This is a genomic window from Trabulsiella odontotermitis, assembly GCF_001188485.1.
Taxonomy (GTDB): Bacteria; Pseudomonadota; Gammaproteobacteria; order Enterobacterales; family Enterobacteriaceae; genus Trabulsiella; species Trabulsiella odontotermitis_A.
The window spans coordinates 26,161-44,199 of record NZ_JNGH01000102.1 but is presented as its reverse complement, the minus strand read 5'-3'; the positions used below and the strand labels follow the sequence as shown (position 1 = coordinate 44,199).

Annotated in this window: 14 protein-coding genes, 1 tRNA gene and 2 pseudogenes; 2 read left to right on the top strand and 15 right to left on the bottom strand. The window is 50.1% G+C overall.

Annotation, left to right across the window (positions count from 1 at the left end; all coding sequences use genetic code 11):
* Positions 1–2 precede the first annotated feature (2 nt).
* The 12 genes and pseudogenes from vasI to tssB form a co-directional block, all read right to left on the bottom strand.
* A complete protein-coding gene (gene vasI, locus GM30_RS16365) occupies positions 3–692 on the bottom strand; it encodes a type VI secretion system-associated protein VasI (RefSeq protein WP_049849492.1) in 690 nt (229 codons plus the stop codon).
* Entirely contained in the window at positions 689–1,486 is a 798-nt protein-coding gene (locus GM30_RS16360) for a helix-turn-helix domain-containing protein (RefSeq protein WP_072092090.1), read from the bottom strand. The genes vasI and GM30_RS16360 overlap by 4 nt, the downstream gene beginning before the upstream one ends.
* Positions 1,483–4,086 (bottom strand): type VI secretion system ATPase TssH, encoded by a 2,604-nt coding sequence (gene tssH, locus GM30_RS16355; protein ID WP_049849490.1) that lies wholly within the window; start codon positions 4,084–4,086, stop codon positions 1,483–1,485. The genes GM30_RS16360 and tssH overlap by 4 nt, the downstream gene beginning before the upstream one ends.
* Positions 4,083–4,847 (bottom strand): type IVB secretion system protein IcmH/DotU, encoded by a 765-nt coding sequence (gene icmH / locus GM30_RS16350; RefSeq protein ID WP_049849536.1) that lies wholly within the window; start codon positions 4,845–4,847, stop codon positions 4,083–4,085. The genes tssH and icmH overlap by 4 nt, the downstream gene beginning before the upstream one ends.
* 20 nt (positions 4,848–4,867) lie before the next feature.
* A pseudogene (tssK, locus tag GM30_RS16345) lies at positions 4,868–6,185 on the bottom strand (type VI secretion system baseplate subunit TssK).
* A 1-nt stretch (position 6,186) separates the two neighbouring features.
* The gene (gene tssJ, locus GM30_RS16340; RefSeq protein ID WP_049849489.1) at positions 6,187–6,729 is read right to left on the bottom strand and encodes a type VI secretion system lipoprotein TssJ; all 543 of its coding nucleotides are present in this window, start codon (positions 6,727–6,729) and stop codon (positions 6,187–6,189) included.
* The gene (gene tagH / locus GM30_RS16335) at positions 6,726–8,048 is read right to left on the bottom strand and encodes a type VI secretion system-associated FHA domain protein TagH (RefSeq protein ID WP_049849488.1); all 1,323 of its coding nucleotides are present in this window, start codon (positions 8,046–8,048) and stop codon (positions 6,726–6,728) included. The genes tssJ and tagH overlap by 4 nt, the downstream gene beginning before the upstream one ends.
* Positions 8,049–8,065: 17 nt before the next feature.
* Positions 8,066–9,100, bottom strand: coding sequence for a type VI secretion system baseplate subunit TssG (tssG, locus tag GM30_RS16330; protein WP_049849487.1), 1,035 nt, complete (start codon positions 9,098–9,100; stop codon positions 8,066–8,068).
* Positions 9,064–10,890: a type VI secretion system baseplate subunit TssF gene (gene tssF / locus GM30_RS16325; RefSeq protein WP_049849486.1), complete on the bottom strand. Its 1,827-nt coding sequence runs from the start codon at positions 10,888–10,890 to the stop codon at positions 9,064–9,066. The genes tssG and tssF overlap by 37 nt, the downstream gene beginning before the upstream one ends.
* A gap of 5 nt (positions 10,891–10,895) precedes the next feature.
* Complete coding sequence (gene tssE / locus GM30_RS16320; protein WP_049849485.1) at positions 10,896–11,330, bottom strand: type VI secretion system baseplate subunit TssE; 435 nt, start codon at positions 11,328–11,330, stop codon at positions 10,896–10,898.
* A gap of 6 nt (positions 11,331–11,336) precedes the next feature.
* Positions 11,337–12,818, bottom strand: coding sequence for a type VI secretion system contractile sheath large subunit (gene tssC / locus GM30_RS16315; protein ID WP_049849484.1), 1,482 nt, complete (start codon positions 12,816–12,818; stop codon positions 11,337–11,339).
* A gap of 29 nt (positions 12,819–12,847) precedes the next feature.
* The gene (gene tssB / locus GM30_RS16310; protein ID WP_049849483.1) at positions 12,848–13,351 is read right to left on the bottom strand and encodes a type VI secretion system contractile sheath small subunit; all 504 of its coding nucleotides are present in this window, start codon (positions 13,349–13,351) and stop codon (positions 12,848–12,850) included.
* Between the two features lie 1,077 nt (positions 13,352–14,428).
* Between tssB and GM30_RS16300 the strand changes: the two genes are divergently transcribed.
* Both GM30_RS16300 and GM30_RS16295 read left to right on the top strand, forming a co-directional pair.
* Entirely contained in the window at positions 14,429–15,349 is a 921-nt protein-coding gene (locus GM30_RS16300; RefSeq protein ID WP_049849481.1) for a GNAT family protein, read from the top strand.
* Complete coding sequence (locus tag GM30_RS16295) at positions 15,321–16,316, top strand: glycosyltransferase (RefSeq protein ID WP_049849480.1); 996 nt, start codon at positions 15,321–15,323, stop codon at positions 16,314–16,316. The genes GM30_RS16300 and GM30_RS16295 overlap by 29 nt, the downstream gene beginning before the upstream one ends.
* Positions 16,317–16,523: 207 nt before the next feature.
* Here the strand turns inward: GM30_RS16295 and GM30_RS24730 are convergent.
* From GM30_RS24730 to actS, 3 genes and pseudogenes are all read right to left on the bottom strand, one after another.
* Positions 16,524–16,872, bottom strand: a pseudogene (locus GM30_RS24730) (transposase); the annotation flags it as partial.
* A 195-nt stretch (positions 16,873–17,067) separates the two neighbouring features.
* Positions 17,068–17,141 (bottom strand) — tRNA-Gly (locus tag GM30_RS16290).
* Positions 17,142–17,221: 80 nt separating this feature from the next.
* Positions 17,222–17,968, bottom strand: a complete 747-nt coding sequence (gene actS, locus GM30_RS16285) for an amidase activator ActS (RefSeq protein WP_049849479.1) — start codon at positions 17,966–17,968, stop codon at positions 17,222–17,224.
* Positions 17,969–18,039: the final 71 nt, after the last annotated feature.

The following is an 18,039-nucleotide window of genomic DNA, read 5'->3' as shown; positions in this document are numbered from 1 at the left end:
CCTTACCAGTGACAGGCTTTACGCAGGGGTTCAATCTCCTGCGCTAAACCCTGAATATTAAAAATCAGGTGAGGAGAACTGCGCCCGGTGAGGCTCACGGTGACCGTTTCGGAACCAAACAGTTGTTTGATTTCCTCAATACCGGCAAGTCCTCTGCTGGCATCCAGCAGGTAGCCATTTTCCCGGATAAACCAGTTCACATCGTACTGGTTACGATCCGTCTTCAGTGAGACATTGCCCTCCCCACTCTTCAGGGGTGAGGACAGCGCAATTTGCAGGCGAGTGATATTGTCAATACAGCTGAACATCAGCACTGGTCGCGGCGGCGTTTCGCCAATCGCCGGAGTCGTCAGCATCACCTGCGGGTTTTCGCCGCCACTGTTTGTGACGATGAACGCCGTGGTGTGGTCGTCTCTGGTTTTTTCCTGCGCCATGGCCCGCAACCAGGCGACGCCACCTTTCGGAGCGGGCTGGTCAGGTGTTTGCGACTCGTCATCGGATAACGCGCTGTCATAACAATCAAGACGCAGCAACGGCGACGACTCATTACGGCACAGCATGGCTTTAGATAAGACTGCGGCATCGTGGGGCCTTTCCGTGGCGGCAGACAGCGGCACTTTCAGAGAAGAGAACGGAGACGGATTGGTCACAGCGCTCAATCCGGTTATGAGCAGCAAGAACGCAATGTTCATACATCACATCCGTATTTCGTCAGTTTGTAAGCCAGTGTCCGGGGTGACAAATTCAGACTTTCCGCAACACGTTTTTTATTTGCGTTGAACTGACGCAGCCGCTGAGTCAGTACGTTGCATTCAAACTCTTCTATCGCCACCAGCAGATCGTTAATGCCGCTGTAATCTTTGGCAATGCCAGGCGGGTTTCTGTCCCCGGTCGAACTCAGTTCGGCAATGAGTTCATCAAGCTGCTTTTGTCGTTGCTGCTGGGTATGAAACACGGTCTGGATTTGACGAAGCTGGCGATGCAATTGCTCAAGCTCCATCGCCTTCTTCAACTGATACCGGAACAGTTCACAACTCAGGCTGAACACGCTGTTCGGTTTATTCAACTGCTCTGGCTGGCAGCTGAAAGCAGCAATGACGCCGCTGGCCGCGCCCCGGTGGTCAAAAACGGGGGTCGCGAAAAGCCCACATTCATTGGGCAGTTCGCAGACAAACTGCCTGAAACGACTTTCTTCTATCCGCACCCCTCTGTGCAGCGTTTGCCAGATAGCGTTCACACCACTACGCAGCACGTGGATCAAGGGGTGATTGACGTCAAGCAGGCTGACTTCAAAGCGCTGAAGACTCACATTACGGGTCCCCGAAACGGCATAGCATTCCATTCGCTTTTCGGTGGTATTGATCACCCCGGCCATCAGCGCCTCAAAGCGAGGACGACGCTGGTTAATCTCCAGAAAGTTGAAGATCAGTTCTTCCTGAGTGTGACTTTCCAGCAGAGAAAGCACACTTCTCAGTCGCTTTCTCATACCTTCGTTTCCACCCTGGCTTTGAACTCATTGTCATCGGTAAAGAGATGAATCTGACTGACCGCGTTCCCTGCTGCCATATGCTGTAATAAAAGCAACGAAAGTGGCGGTAAGAGTGCGCCGTCAATAACCGATTCCAGCATTCGCGCGCCGTTTTCCGAGCGGGTCACTCTGCGCATAATCTCCACAGAGACGGCGTCATCTATCGTTACAGACGCAGCGAAACGCTGCCGGAGAAGGTTTTCAAGTCGGGTGAGCTTACTGGCGATAATGTCGGCTAACGTGTCGTTATCCAGTGGCAGGAAAGGAATCACTTCCATGCGTGCCAGCAATGCCGGTTTGAAAAAATCAGCCAGAACGGGGTACAACGCGTCCTGCAAAGCCGCAGGATCGCTGACATGCTCGACAATCACCTGATACCCGAGATTGGAGGTCAGAAAGAACACGACGTTCTTACAGTCAATGATTCGTCCTTCCCCGTCGGCCAGTTCTCCTTTATCAAACGCCTGATAAAAAAGATTCAGTACATCCGGATGGGCTTTCTCAACTTCATCAAGCAGCACCACAGAATACGGTTTTTGTCTGATCGCCTCCGTCAACACACCGCCTTCGCCATAGCCCACATAGCCAGGCGGAGAACCGATAAGGCGCGAGACCGTATGTTTTTCCTGAAACTCAGACATGTTGATGGTGGTCAGGTACTGACGGCCGCCGAACAGCGTGTCCGCAATCTGCAGGGCGCTTTCGGTTTTGCCGACTCCGCTGGGACCGACGAGTAAAAACGCGCCTAACGGTCGGCCCGGACGGCGCAAATCCGCGCGCGCTGTCAGCAGGTGTTTATGTAACTGTGCGATCGCCATCGTCTGCCCGCGGATGACTTCACCAAGCCATACAGGCAGCTCCGTGATTGCCATCATTTCGCTTTGCGACAGGCGATTGAGCGGGACACCAGTCCACTCCGCAATGACTTCCGCAATCTGTTTTTTCCCGACGTGTGGAGAGACCAGCGCTTTATCTTTTTGTAATACATCGAGCGCCTGCGTAAGTTCCACCAGTTCGCTGATGGTTTGTTCTTCCTCCGCCTCTTGTGAAGGGTCCAGCAAGGCTGTGCGCAGCGCAATCAACTGTTGAACCAGGGATTGCTGTTCGTGCCAGTCAGCATCCAGTTTGGTTAGTACCTCGCTAAGCTCAGATAAACGCTGATGGAGTGACGCGAGATAATCAACATCGCCAGGTAAGCCGATGCGATGCTCGCGTTCCAGTTGGGCGATTTCCTGCTCAAGCTGCTGCTGTTCAGTCATTAATTCCGACATCTGCCTGGGCGGCGACGTCAGATTGATAGAAACCCGTGCGCACGCGGTATCGAGAACATCAATCGCTTTGTCGGGTAACTGGCGGCCAGAAAGATAACGCGCGCTTAACGTTGCGGCCGCCTGCAGGGCCTCGTCATCAATCAATACACCATGATCTTTCTCATAGGCGCCGCTCAGGCCGCGCAGAATAATAGTGGCTTCCGCCGCCGTCGGCTCCATGACTTTTACGACCTGAAACCGTCGGGACAGCGCCGCATCTTTTTCGAAATACTTTTTGTATTCACTCCAGGTCGTGGCGGCAATGGTCTTGAGTTCACCTCTCGCCAGGGCCGGTTTCAGCAGATTCGAGATATCCAGCCCACCCTGTTGATTGCCTGCGCCGATCACCGTATGTGCTTCATCAATGAATAAAATGACCGGCTCCGTTGACTGGACAGCTTCCGCCATGAGCCCTTTAAAGCGTTTTTCAAATTCCCCTTTCACCGCGGCACCAGCCTGCAACGCGCCTAAATCTAATGACATCAGGCGCGTATTACGCAGCTTGTCAGGCACCTGATCGGCAATGATCCGCAGCGCCAGCCCTTCTATCAGCGCACTCTTTCCAACCCCGGCTTCCCCCACCACCACCGGATTGTTTTTCCGCCGACGGCACAAGATGTCGATCATCAAATCAATTTCCGCATCCCGACACAGTACCGGATCGAGTTTCCCTTCACGCGCCGCTTTCGTCATATCCGTTGTAAAGCGAGCCAGCAGACTCTCACTGCCAGACTGACCAGCGGATTTTTTGTCCACGCTGTCGATCGCATCACTTTCTGCCGATTCCGCTGTCCAGGCGGCAAATTCATCACGCAGCAGGGCGACATTGACCTTTAGCAGCAACTGAACCACTTCGGCGGGCAGATAGCGGTGCGGCGTGTGCAGTAAGGCAATCAGCATGGCGCCGCTGCGCAGTTGCGGATGGCTGAACTCGGCTGAAGCCAGTAACCAGCTCTCTTTAAGCCATTCAACCAGTAACGGTGAAAATGACGGGTACTGCGCGGCGGTATCGCGCCCGCCTGAAGGTACGTTGTCGAGCAACTCGCACAACGCGTCATAATCCACTTCAGCACGGTTCAGAATAAGACGGATGTCACTGAGTGGGGTTTTCACCATTTCCAGCAGCACCTGCGTCACCGTTATTTCTGCCACCTGCGCACTCACCGACTTTGCTGCGGCGCTTTCAAGCCCATGGCGCGCGACAGGATGAAGACGGTTGACTAACGCGGGCAAATCAATCTGGATCATCGTTTGCCTCCACTGAGTAAACTATTAAGTTGATGCAAAATATCCTCGGTCTGCACATTCAGTCTCAGCAGATAAAACAGATAAAAGACCACCATCAGTGCAATCCCACCGATCAATAAGTGTTTCACCGTCAGTCGCTTAATCAGTTTGTAACGGCCAGGCGAACGCTCACCGTCCTGATACAACACGGTGACATCCGTTTCAGGCCGCATCGTGCGAATAATGTTATAGAGCCGACGAAATATACGGTCGAACGCGTCTGCATGCTGGACGGTGACTTTATACCGGCCACGGAATCCCAGGCAGAAACAGATATAAATGAACTCAAGGAGATCCCGGTAACGCTGGGGTTCGCTGATCAGACGCTCCAGCAGAACGTAAACTTTTTCTCCGCCCCAGGTTTCATTATGAAAATGAACCAGTAAGGATTGTTTCAGCCAGCCGTTTTCGTTATTCCAGCCATGCCCTAACGCTGCTTCGTCAATAAAGGTGCAGAGCACATAGCGGAATGAAATAATCGCGCCCGGCTCATAGCCCAGATTCTGAAGTGATTGCTCCGTCGCACGCACATCCGCGACGACCTGCTGATATAACCGCTCCGGCAGAGGCTGATTTCCCATCGCCTGCAGGCGCAACACCATGCCCAGCAAAGGTGTTGCGGCATCAATCATCGGGTTGAGACCTTCTCCCCGCAGCAACATCTGATAATGACGATGGTTATCCGCCACGTCATGGGTGGTGCTGAGCAACCTCTCTTTCATCGGTATCGCGTCATCGACCATCAGTTCCCCCTTATTGCCCAGAACTGCATATCCAGCTCCGGAAACTCGCCGGAGACGTGGAATGCAATCGCGTTGCTCTGCAGTACGTCTTTCCAGGCCGGACTCTGTTTATCCAGCATGAAATAGGTGTATCCCGAGTGATAAGGTAACTGACGGGGCGCGGCGGACAACGCAACCAGCGGCACGCCAGGCAGTTGCACGCTCACCAGATCACGAATGCGGNAAAACCTCCCGCCGTAATTGCTCCTGCGGCAGTTGCGCGCGAATGGCCAGAATGAATTCAGCGCTGCTGAGCAACTCACGTTCATTAATGGTGGCGACACGAATACCGTGCGCCTGCATGCGCAACTGGATGGATATCGCGCGCGGGGTGAGTACCGTACTCAAAGCCTGCCGCATCATGAGGATCAGCGGCAGAAACGTCTCGGTCAGATTATCGTGGTTATATACCGGAAATGTTCCGGGCAGACGCGACTCATCGGTAAAGGTCATTAACTCACCGCAGCCCTGAACCAGCTGAGTATAAAAGGTTTCCGGGTGCAGTAATCGCTGATAAGAAAGGTGCGTAAAGACCGGCTGCAGGCGGTTAAACAGTTGCAGCATCATAAATTCCGCCACATCCGCAATCCCCTGCTGGCCTGGCGAGCCAATACGTTCGGCCAGCATTCTGGCGCGCTCCACCAGGGTGCCCTGCACTTCATCCATAAACCTACGCAATGGGGCCGACACATTGATCGTGAGGCAGGAAGGAATAAATTCCTCATCCAGCACCAGCGCGCCATCAGGGCGCTTCTCTTTAATGCGGCATACCGGCAATACGGTCCACGCGCTCAGATCCTCATGCCCTTGCATCAGCCGCGGCGCCAGTTGCGCCAGCATCAGGGTACTGACATCGCCCTCTTCTGAGTGGAGATCGCGGACATCCGCCATCACTTCCCGGTAACGGACATTTCGGACCGACGATTCCGCAGTACCAATTTCGTTTATTGCCTCGTTGACTAAGGGCAACGCCAGGTAAATATCCCGGCTGCCCGGCTCATGCATCGGGCCAATATCGAGAGGCGCAGAGAGTAAATCCTGATAAGGAATATCAAACAGGGTGCCATCGGGCATGATGCCCTGTGCGGAGGTCATGCCGATACGACCAAGCTTAAGGACTTCCTGATTTAAAACCAGAGAGTAAAAACCATAACCGTAGCGCTGGAGCAGCGTCATACGCACATCATTCAGATAGTCATTATGACGTTGTTGCTGCTGGAAGTGTTGGGGTTTAACGAATAACCCTTCACGCCAGATAACCCGATTCCTGGTTGGCATATCAGTCCTCCTCTTTTTGTAATTCGACGTCATTGTCACGGACATGAATAAGCAGATGGTAAGCGTGCCCAACGCCTTTTATTTTTATGACTTTCTTCCACTGACTACTATTTTCATCTGCGTAATAAACCACCACGCCAATATACTGGTTATCTTCCTCAAGCTTTATCAGCTCCAGCGGTTTGAACTGCCCCGGCAACAGGGTATAGTCCTGGTGATCGATATAATTTTTTCCGAGAATGTATTCGAGATCGCTCTCTTCTTCATTCAGCTGATCAAAGTCTGTTGCCAGTAATTTTGAGTCTTCACTCAGGTAAATGACCTGTAAATTAACCGGCGTCGCTTCATCACTTTCATTCTTATTAATATCTGGCTCAGCCAGCAAAGTAATTCTGACGGTCGAGGGTTGTTCCGCAAGAGAACCCACCTGAATATCAGGATCCATCAGCACCTGGCCGACTTTCTTGCTGACAGTACAACTGCTCAGTAACAGCGTTATCAGCAAAACCGAAAACCACCTACAGACTTTGCGGACAGAGCTCATACTTTGCTCTCCTGCAGCCCCTTCCTTAATGCTCTGTCATAGGCCTGTTCATAGACTTCATTAAATAACTTACCGAACCCCTGCTGGCGGCTTGATGCCAGTTCTTCGTAGTAATTGCAATACATCGTCCATGCCCACGCCGGATCCATCTCACTGCGTTCGGCGACCCGGCGATATTGCGCAAAACGGGACATCAGGCGCCCTGGCGCAAAAGCTTCCAGCATGACGGACAGCGCCTCAGAAATAGCCTGTTGATTCGCCTGATAATGAAGACGCATATTATCGAGGCTTTCCGCTACCGCTTCCGGAGCAGACAGATGAACCGGGCTTTTCCCTTCGGCAAATAACACATTCAGCGTGGTGTCATAATCCATATTCAGACGCAGCGGGTTATCTTCGAGCGGTCGCAGATGTTTATCTGACAAGGTATCCTGATGGCTTTGCAGGGCGAGTAAACCGCGGATTGTCATCTGCAATGTCCGGCCCGCTTCTTCAAGAAAATCATTTGCCTGCTGGCTGTCATACATCGAGAGCGGCGCATTAAGCCCACGCATTAATGGCGTCATCGCGACAAAACGATCGGACATGTCTTCCTGTTTCACCGTCGCTTTCTGTTTATTCAGGTAACTGGTGATCTGCGGGAGTTCCAGAAACTCCTGATCGACCACCCGATTCGCGGGATCGTCCGTAAGGGAAAACGTCTCACCGGATTTTCCATCAGGCGAACGCTGTAAAATACTTTCAGCCGAATTTTCTGTTGTCACAGGATCTATCCCCGGTTCCGTAAGGGTTTTGTTTTGTAATACCCGAAGCGGATCCTGCGACCATGAATTCGCTACCGTCTGCTCAAGCGACGGCGCCGTTATTTTCACCTGATCGTGTTTAGGATCTTGTTCGAGTAAGGATTCAAGCGGATTACTGTAATGCGTCACCAGAGATTCCGGCGTTACCTGCAGGGGATCCTGTATTTCGCCGCCATTGACGCTAATGAGCGTTTTAAGCGTCAGTTCGCCAAGGGTGATTTCATCGCCCTGCAACAGACGCACAATACCGATATTCGGATTCAGCGGTGTCTGATTAACCGAAACCGGCGCGCCCTGGGTACGCAGACAAAACGCGTCATCCTGCCAGAGGATCACAAAATGGGTACCGGCGATTTTTCGCAGCGTATCCTGAATGCGCCAGACATTTTGTTCATTACTGCCAACGCTGCCTCCGGCAGGGCCAAAATCATGGCTGGCATTACAACCACTCTCAAGTTGATGGCTGTTATTCACTCTCAACTGGAGTGACGGGAGATAATGTTCATGGTTGTTCATCTTTCAGTTCCTCTATTTCACTCCCTGACACAGAGTGTGACCTCAGGTCTCTCATCCGGCTGGCCTAAAAAGCAGGACCAGCCCAACAACGCATTTTGTTCAACCCCTAACGTCATGCCCCCAACCTGATTTGGCGCAATGCCAAGACATAAATCCCAGGCGAATTGATCGCGGAGAATAAATGACACAAATGTCACCAGCGGCAAATAACTGGCGCCTTCCGGCAGAAATTCCAGAAAACGCTGACGGGACAGGCCGTTCAGCCGCAATAAAAACTTCCCACCACGGTCCGGCACCCTGGCGCCAATGGAAAAGTTTTCACCTAAAACTGATTTGCAAACCGTCCGTTTACCGCTGTAATGATGAATGCCACCCAACCGGTTTTGTTGTTCGGGAATAATGGTCACGTTACGTTTTTGCCACTGCTGCAACGTGACGTCATCCAGTTCAAAACAGTGCGCAATAAGCCCGCAAATAACATCGGGAGAACGCCCCGGACTGGCAAGCAAACCCGCATAGGCCAGCATTTTGCTGTGATTAATATTTAATTGCTGACGAACATCCGCGGAGCCCAGACCCACCAGCGCAAACATACGTTGTGAGAACGCATCCTTTCCTTCATTTTCGAAACAGATGTAATAGCGATATTTGCGCCAGATGCGGTGCAACAGCATCAAAAAACGATGATTAAAAACATCGAGGAAATCCGTCAGATGAAAATTTTGCTGCGCCTCTTCCCAGGCAAGGTTATCCAGGTAATATCCCGGCAGCGGTGACTGGCTGCCATGCAGCCCAAGAAATGACGCCGTCAGCAACCACTGCTTATTCTCCGGGCGTTCTAATGCGATCACATCACGTGAAGGAAATGAAATACTGGCCGTTGAGCGGAAACGAATAGTTTCGTCTTCCGGATTTAATGCGAAGGAAGATACCGGCTCCGCCGTTCCCTTTGTCAGTAATTCCACCAGTTGGTAAAAGTTGAAATGCCCTGCCTTGTCGGACACATGCTGATACCTTAAATCAGCGAGTGCTGTCCCTTCTGCTCCGGCCATTCGTAGCACTCCTTATTGTTAGTATTGATTACCTTCAAAATGTGGAACGAGTTCACGCTGGCATACAGTGAGAAAAAGCGGGCCAGAATAGTGCCGAATAAATACAGTTCCCCTTCACAAGAAAAAGCGCTTTGTTCCAGCCACAAGGTGGATTCAAGTCCCCGGACAGGAACACCACGGAACAGACGATCAACTGGCTGAGTCTCTATATTGACAATGCCATCCATCTTTTTTTGCGACCCACGCGCAGCCTGCCGATCATGCTGGCCTGGCAAATCATAGGTAAGTAAAATCTGACGCAAGGCATCTTTATTAAGCAGAGAAAGATAATTCAGCGACATATTGGAAATCAGCGACCAGGTCAGGCTTCCGTCAAGCACGGGATAGAGCGGCGTTGTCGGTCGGGTAATATTGCGAAACGACGCAAATGAAGGCGTGTCACGGGCAACGGTGTCGATATCACCAATACGCAATAATGTCGGTAATTTCCGATTGGTGCAGGTCAGTTGTATTGAGATCGTTTCATCATTAAGCGCACATTTCAGCTCATCACCACGGACGAAGGAAATAGTATGCTCGAGCCCCGGACGCAGTACGGAAGGTTTGATACGCACCCGGTAATAGATTTTTTCTCTTCCGCGGGTATATTCAATCTGATGTTGAAAGCTTTCAAATGGCGTGTAGGTCCGCAATAACCCACGAGACCGCCCGTGATCCTGGGCATCATTTTTAAGCCAGCTCTCCACTTTATCTACTGAAAAAATATCGTAGAAATCGGGTTCACTATAGCTAACGCGTAAGGGATATTCCGTTTGCGTACCATCCAGCAATATGGATTCGCTGTAATGGCTAAACAGATTAACGGCTGGCGTACAGTGCAGGCGCAGCGAATCTCGCCTGATTTTCACCTCCGGGGGTAATGGGCGGGAAAAACTCAGTCGCAATGAAAACTGGCTGGCATGAAGTTCCGTGGGTAATTTCGGTACCCCTTTAACATCAAAAAATAGGTATCCTTCAGGAAAACAAAAGTACTCCTGTAAAATGCGATAACCCGTTACTGAATTTTTAGGCCATGGCAACATGGATTCATCACGGCCAAACCCTAACGGCACAAAATCAAAATCGGGGAATACATAGCTTTCATCGCCGACGATTAGCTCTGCTTTTTCAAAGTAATAACTCAGCCAGAAATAGAGTTGATAGCTGCTGTACCCTGCTTCACCCAACCAGAACCGGAGTTTACCCAGTTCCAGATCATTAATGCTGATTTCTCCACTGGCGGAAAAATCGATATTAATAACCGCCATTTCGTTACTGTTACTCACCCGAATATCATCAAGCTCTACCGGAAGTAACCACAGATCACGGCATTGCGTAAAAACACAGTGGGTCAGATTATGCGGATCCTGACGCGGATCCAGTCCATCATCCGACTCTGCAATAATCTGGATGGGACGACTTAATAACTCGGTCCCGCGCGTCACCTTTGTCGCCTCAGTGATTATATTTTTCTCAGGCGTATATTCGATGATGGTCATGCTGGGCGTCGGGCGCAGATAATTCGGCCACAACATGTTCAGCAAGCTGTGCGTCAGTTCAGGAAACTCATCGTCGATTTTTTCACGTAAATTTCCGGATAAGAACGCAAACCCCTCCAGCAAACGCTCAACGTCTGGATCAACCCCTTTCTCAGATAAAAACTCAGCCAGATGCGGTTTTTCACGCGCAACAATGCGTCCAATCTGGTGCAAATAATCCAGTTCGTCCCTAAAGTATTTCTCGAATGCCATATCATTCAGCTCAGATGGTAGCGCTGTTGCTTATCCAGATGGATATTAAATTCAATCATGCTGTTTACATCATCGAAACCCACATGCGCGAGGATATGAAAATTCAGTGCTAAAGGATCCTGTTCATCGACCTGCCCGGCACTGACTTCCACCCAATTAATACGGGGCTCGTAGTCAATAATGCAGGCCCGAACGATGCGCTCAATGGACTGGCGGAAGTCAGACGATGACAACGTGGCATCGTTGAGATCAAGCACACCTAACATGGGTGCACTCTGACTTCCGCCCTGATGTGAATTTAACACCTGGTTCAGGTTTTTTTTTATTGAAGCCAGTAGACTACCGGAAGAGGAGATCCGAATAATACCGGTCTCCTGTTTCTGGATCCGTTCAAATAAACTGCCTGAACGATCACGTCTCCAACTCAATAACCCGGCCATGGTTATTTACTCCTTGTCCAGTCGCCCTACCAGTGAGAGTTCGAAACTCGCGCCCATATATTTAAAGTGCGGACGTACAGACATAGTGACCTGATACCAGCCTGGATCGCCTTCAACATCCAGCACCTTAATTTGTGCGGCACGCAGAGGACGACGGCTGCGAACTTCTGTCGGTGGGTTTTCCTGATCGGCGATATATTGCTTGAGCCAGATATTCAGTTCGCGCTCCAAATCCTGGCGCTCTTTCCAGGAGCCGATCTGTTCACGCTGCAAGACTTTGATGTAGTGAGCCAGGCGATTGATAATGAACATATAAGGTAACTGAGTACCCAGTTTGTAATTCGTTTCGGCCATTTTCCCTTCGCGAGTGTTAGGGAAAACCTTTGGCTTTTGGATCGAGTTTGCTGAAAAGAAGGCGGCGTTATCGCTCCCTTTGCGCATCGTCAGCGTAATGAACCCCTCTTCCGCCAGTTCAAATTCGCGACGGTCAGTGATGAGCACCTCAGTTGGGATTTTCGCCTGAATGTGCCCCATGGCTTCATACAGATGCACTGGAAGGTCATAAACTGCACCGCCACTTTGCGGGCCGATAATATTTGGACACCAGCGATACTTAGCAAAACTGTCCGTCAGGCAACTCGCTAACAGGAAAGCGGTATTCCCCCACAGGAATTTTTCATGTCCTTTATGCACGCTCTCTTCATAGCCGAAAGAGCGAATAGGGTTTTCCGTTTTTGAATAAGGCAGACGAAGTAAAAAACGTGGCGCTGTTAAGCCGATGTAACGTGAATCTTCCGACTCTCGCAGCGAACGCCATTTGGTATGCGAAGGCCCTTCAAATACCGATTTGAGTTCTTTGATTGCCGGCAATTCGGTAAAGCTGCTGATACCGAAAAATTCCGGTGCCACGGATGACAGGAACGGCGCATGCGCCATCGCACCGACAGCGCCCACATATTGTAATAATTTCATATCCGGGGCGGTGTTTTTAAACGCATAGTTACCAATTACAGCCCCGATCGGCTCGCCACCAAACTGGCCATAGCCGGAAGAGTAAATATGTTTATAAAATCCTGACTGTACTATTTCAGGCGCAAACTCAAAGTCATCAAGCAGTTCTTCCTTCGTCGCATGAAGCACATTTATTTTAATGTTTTCACGAAAATCTGTGCGATCAACCAATAACTTAAGCGAACGCCAGGAGGATTCAAGTGCGCGGAATTCGTCCGCATGCATGATCTCATCCATCTGAGCACTGAGTTTTTTATCCAACTCCAGGATCATGCGGTCAACCAACATCTTATTGATGGGTTCTTCACTGGTTCCTGAATCAAGAATTTTCGAGATAAACGCAGCGACACCCTGACGAGCAATATCATATCCATCGTTATCCGGCTGCATGTGCGCCTGAGACATAATTTCGTCCAGCAGAGAAAATGCTCGTGCTGGTTGTTCAGGCGTAGCTGTCTGCTCTTCACGTAATGACATAAAAAAATCCCTCTAAGTACAAACAGGTATCACTTCTTATCCAGAATATTTAACTCTTCGAGAAGCTGTTCACGCGCTTTTTCATCCTTCAACAGCGCCTGTAATTTAGATCGGAATGCAGGAATATTGCCCAGTGGCCCTTTAAGGGCGACCAGCGCCTCACGCAACTCGAGTAACTTATTCAGTTCAGGAACGTTGCGGGCCACATTATCAGGGGAGAAATCGGAAAGAGAATGGATATCGAGACGAACAGGCAAATCATTTTCGCCTTCATTACTCTCTTTCTCATCCAGTCGATTGGGAACAACAAAAGAGAGACTCAAACCGGCCTCACTCATCACAGAATTGAAATTATTCTTATTGATGGACACCGGTTGCCGCTCTTCAAGGGAAGAGTCCTCACGGACGCCTTTCATATCCCCAACAACAAACAAGTTTAACGGAAGCTCTATTTCAGCGATCTGATCCCCTGTATTAGGTACATACTTGATATTAATACGCTCTTTCGGTGCTACACTGCTGTCCTTACTCATAACAAAGATCCTCTCTTTTGCATCTTTAGCAAGAATATTCAAGTTTGAATTGATAAGAGAACAAAATCGTCGGCTTGTTATATTACTTCAGTTTTAGCGCCCGACTGCATTCAGTTAAAAAAATGTACTTCCCTGAATAATACAATTTTATTACGGCCATTCTCACCTATGCAGATTATAGAATTTCTTTCAGAAAATCTCCGTAACATGGTGTCATTTGTTCATTATTGATATAAAGTCTCAACATGGTCACATGTTAATATTCTGCATTATGAAACCCTCAATACAATCCTGGCCACCTTGAAATCAAAGGCATCATTTTTATAACAATAAACATAAAGAAAAACCAGATACAAATACAAAAAAACTCAAATTAAGGTTTTCTTATATTTTGTATTTTAAATGATTAATTAGCTGCACATATGGAATAGTTAAAACATAAACGTCGCTAAACATATTGATGAAGACAAAATATGTGCATTCCAGCTGAAGTGAAATAGCAGAACAATAATGTAGTAGCCTGACTAATCCTTTAATCGCCGGACTCATTATGCTGCTTACTAAGAATCCGGTAAGAAAACTGTGGAGAACAAACGCCCCGAAGAAACTGACGAATTCACGCATAATCCATTGCGACATCATCAACATTCTGGGCTGTGCGGACATCAGTGGATAAGCGTTTGATGTTCCCTGACAACCGTACCGGGACGAGTCTCTGATACAGGATTGTGCGCCTGGTAGGGCTTATTGTCGTCATTCATCGAAAATATGAATCAATTTGCATATATTTACCTGTAAAATCAATTATAGATTGTCATACGCAGGACGATAACCGTAAGCATCAAAAAAACAATACGTTGTATTAGCTCTATTTTATTCAGAACGGATGGTTGATGGCGTCATGAAACGATGTGAACGGTGCAACAGGAAAAGAGGGATTTTCAGTCGCCTTTTTGGTCTGGACAAGGACTACTGCGATGACTGCCTGCCGGTGGTGAATCAGGAAATAAGAGAAAAACAAGACGTCCCTGAGACCCAACCTAAAAAAATAAAATAACGGCAGAAAAAGGAGTCGGTATGCATTTTTTATCCCGTCGTTTAGGCTGGCAGGAAGCGTCTTTTGAAGATTATATCCAGGCTTATCGTCTTTTTGGCGGGAGCACACTCGCCGATCCCCGTATTCTTCATTTCTTCCATACCCGACATAACCTTAACGAAAAATTCTTTATTCGTCGTAACAGACAGAAAATATTAACGGGCGGGGTGTGTACCTGGAAGGGGAAATATATCGCCGGTGATCAGAAGGTCGTGAAGGCGCATCAGTTATCCCGTTATCCTCTGAACTTTGATGAGCTGGTATTGCCTGTCTCTGGAGAGGTCAGAACGTTATTACCGTTCAGAACAAAATTTCTTTCTCCGCTCAACCACACCGCCTTCCTGAACTGCAGCCACAGACTCAATGCAGGGAGAGAGATCAGCATTGTCAGAACGGTCAGTCAGAAAACGCGCCAGTCCCGTAATCGTGAGTTAAAACAATTTCTGAATAAGGGAGGGGAAGTTCGCTGTGTTAGCGAATATTCTCAGGATGAACTTATCAGTATTTATGCCCGCTTATATTTTTTGCGACGAGGGAAGCAAATTACCACCGAGGCGTCAGCTGAATTACTGAATGAAGTACCTGGTATTATGTTCGGGAAAATACTGACCTTCAACGGCACCCCTTGCGCTATGCAATGGCTTACCAAATCAGAAGACCATCAATGCGTCTATCTGGATTATATTAACGCCGGAATGGATCTTTCATTGTCATCTTTATCTGTAGACACGCTGGCTGCATGGGTGAATATTCAGGCAGCGCTGAGTTATTGCCAGACGACAGGGAAAAAGATGAGGTTTAGTTTTGGGCGTCCGACGGCAGATTATAAAGCCCGCTGGTTTCCCAACCCCCAGCCACTACCCACAAGTCGATATGAACCACTATCAACAAAAAGACATTAGCGTCATCATTCCTGCCTTCAATGCGCAGGACACTATTCTTCCTCTGGTGAATGATCTCCTGCGGGAGCATACCCTCAGCATTGAAGTTATCGTCGTGGATGACGGCTCCACTGACGGAACGGAGGACGTCCTGCGAACCATCAGCGATGGCCGGCTTATCATCATCCGACAGGAGAATCTGGGCGTGTATGCCGCCCGCAATGCCGCACTGGCACTCCACCGTGGTGAATGGGTGATATTCCTGGATGCGGATGACCAGATTGCGGCCGATTTTCTGCAGGAACGGCTACGCACAGCCCGTGAAGCCCAGGCGGATGTTGCCATTTTTAATGCCCGCCATACCGACTGCGACGGACATCAGCGCCATCCGGTTCACCACAGACAACCTTATGGCCAGACGCTCACCGGTCAACAGTGGATACGCCATTGCGTCAGTCAGAGGGAGTGGCCACATTATCTGTGGCTGCAAATAGTGCGCTCAGCGTATATCCGCGACAACAACCTGCACTTTCAGGAAGGAAAAAGCCACAAAGATATTCTCTGGACGATACAGCTTGCCGCCGCAGATGGCCGGTTTTATTTCGCCGACAGACAGGATTACTTCTGGGTGAATAACCCGGCGTCCATTACGCACCGCCCGGATTATTACGATATCCGCGCGGCCAGTTATACCGACGTGATTGTCGATATTCTGGCGCTCAGCGCGCAGCCGCAGAACCGCGCTGTCAGTCGCGCACTGGTCAGGCATGCGCTGGTGGAAAGCCGCCATTTTCTTGGGCTGTACCGGCGCAAGGTCAGTAACCGTCCGGTGGTCCGGACACACTTTCGTTCGCGAATAGCCTTTCGCCATCTGGTGCCCGGCGTAAGCAGCCTGAGTGATGTCTTTTTCCTCCTGAAACTGGCGCGCAATATCTACCTGCCTGCAGGCCGCCAGACGCCCACCACCGTTTCACCGGAGCGACGTTAACCCCTGGATATCGACATGTTGACCACGACGACATGGAAATAGGCTGGAAGCCAGTACGCGGATATTCTTTCGTCAGGGCCCTCTTCTGCATCGCCATTCTGGCGGTAGCGTGCGTACGCGCCAGAGCGGCTCCGCTTTCTCCCGCAGATCGCGATACTATTCAACAGCAGCATCAACAGTTGCTTGAGCAGAACCAGCGTCAGCGTGATGAATATTCAGCACCCGACAGAGCAGACGAACAGGCCAACAACAGGAGTTGTCACGGATAAAGGCGTACCTCAGTTGGACAGTTTTGCAAAGTACGCCGCGGCTTTATTACTATGTCCCGTTAGTCAGCAACTCGCTTCAGCTCCTACTGGAGTCGGCGGATGTCGGCCTGAGCATCAGACGGCTCTTTGTTGGTAGAAGAGTCCGGCCCGTACTTCTTTATCCAGGTATAAAGACTGTGGGTAGTGATATCGAGACGTGTTGCAACACTGGAAACAGAATGGCCACGATCAACAACCTGTTTAACTGCTTCAATTTTAAACTCTTCAGGGTAACGCATACTGCTCATGTGCACGTCTCATTAAGCCATTTTAAATGACTCTGAGGTGTCTGTTAAACCCGTGGCGATTCAGTTTGATAGCTGAATCATATATCTGTATGCCCTGAAAGGGTTACACAGTGGGTTACAGTAAGTAACTCTGTAAGTAGGCTTTAAGCCATATCCCTTGTGATTCAGTAAGTTAGTAGACTTTAAGAATGGTCATGGAGCGGGCGAAGGGAATCGAACCCTCGTATAGAGCTTGGGAAGCTCTCGTTCTACCATTGAACTACGCCCGCGGAGAGGTGCGTGGGACATTATAAACGTTACGTCCTGCCTGACAAGACACTCCCACGCTAACTGGCGAGAAAATAATCTTTTAGCACTTAGGCTTACTGCCCTGCGGCGGCAGATAACGCAGCGGATCGATGGCCGTCGCGCGATAGCGGATCTGGAAGTGCAGCCGCACACCGTCAGCATCGCTGCTGCCCATGGTCGCGATCTGCTGACCAATCTTCACGCTCTGACCATTGTTGACCATCAGCTTGTCGTTATGCGCATACGCAGTGATGTAATCTTCGCTGTGCTTGATCATCACCAGATTGCCGTAGCCGCGCAGCTGGTTGCCGACGTAGACGACCTTCCCTGCTCCCGCTGCATACACTGGCTGGCCACGCTGGCCTGCGATATCGATGCCTTTGTTACCGCCATCGCTCGTCGAGTAAGGCAGCACCACTTTCCCGCTCGTGGGCCAGCGCCAGCAGCGCTGGCCGACCGGTGGCCATGACGAAGTCGGCACGGCAGATGACGGCGTGACTTTGGCGGTCCTGGTGGATTTACTGCTCGTTTTCTTCGAGGAGCCCGACGAGCCATTGACCTTCAGCCGCTGCCCCACTTCGATGGTATAAGGCGGTGAAATGCCATTAAGCCGCGCCAGATCCTTCACGCTGGTGCCGGTAAGGCGCGAAATACGGTACAGCGTATCGCCGCGCTTGACGGTGTAGGTCGCACCGCTGTAACTGCCGTCTGAACCCGATTTACTACCGGAACAGCCAGCCAGCAGCAACCCGGCCAGCAGGCAAAGCATCAGGCAAAAAGGGGAGCGATTCAGGCGTCCTGCACGCAAAGCAAATCCTCAAACGGCGATAATCGGATGGCCTATGATAGCAGCCTGAAGCAGGATGCCAATGCCTGGCG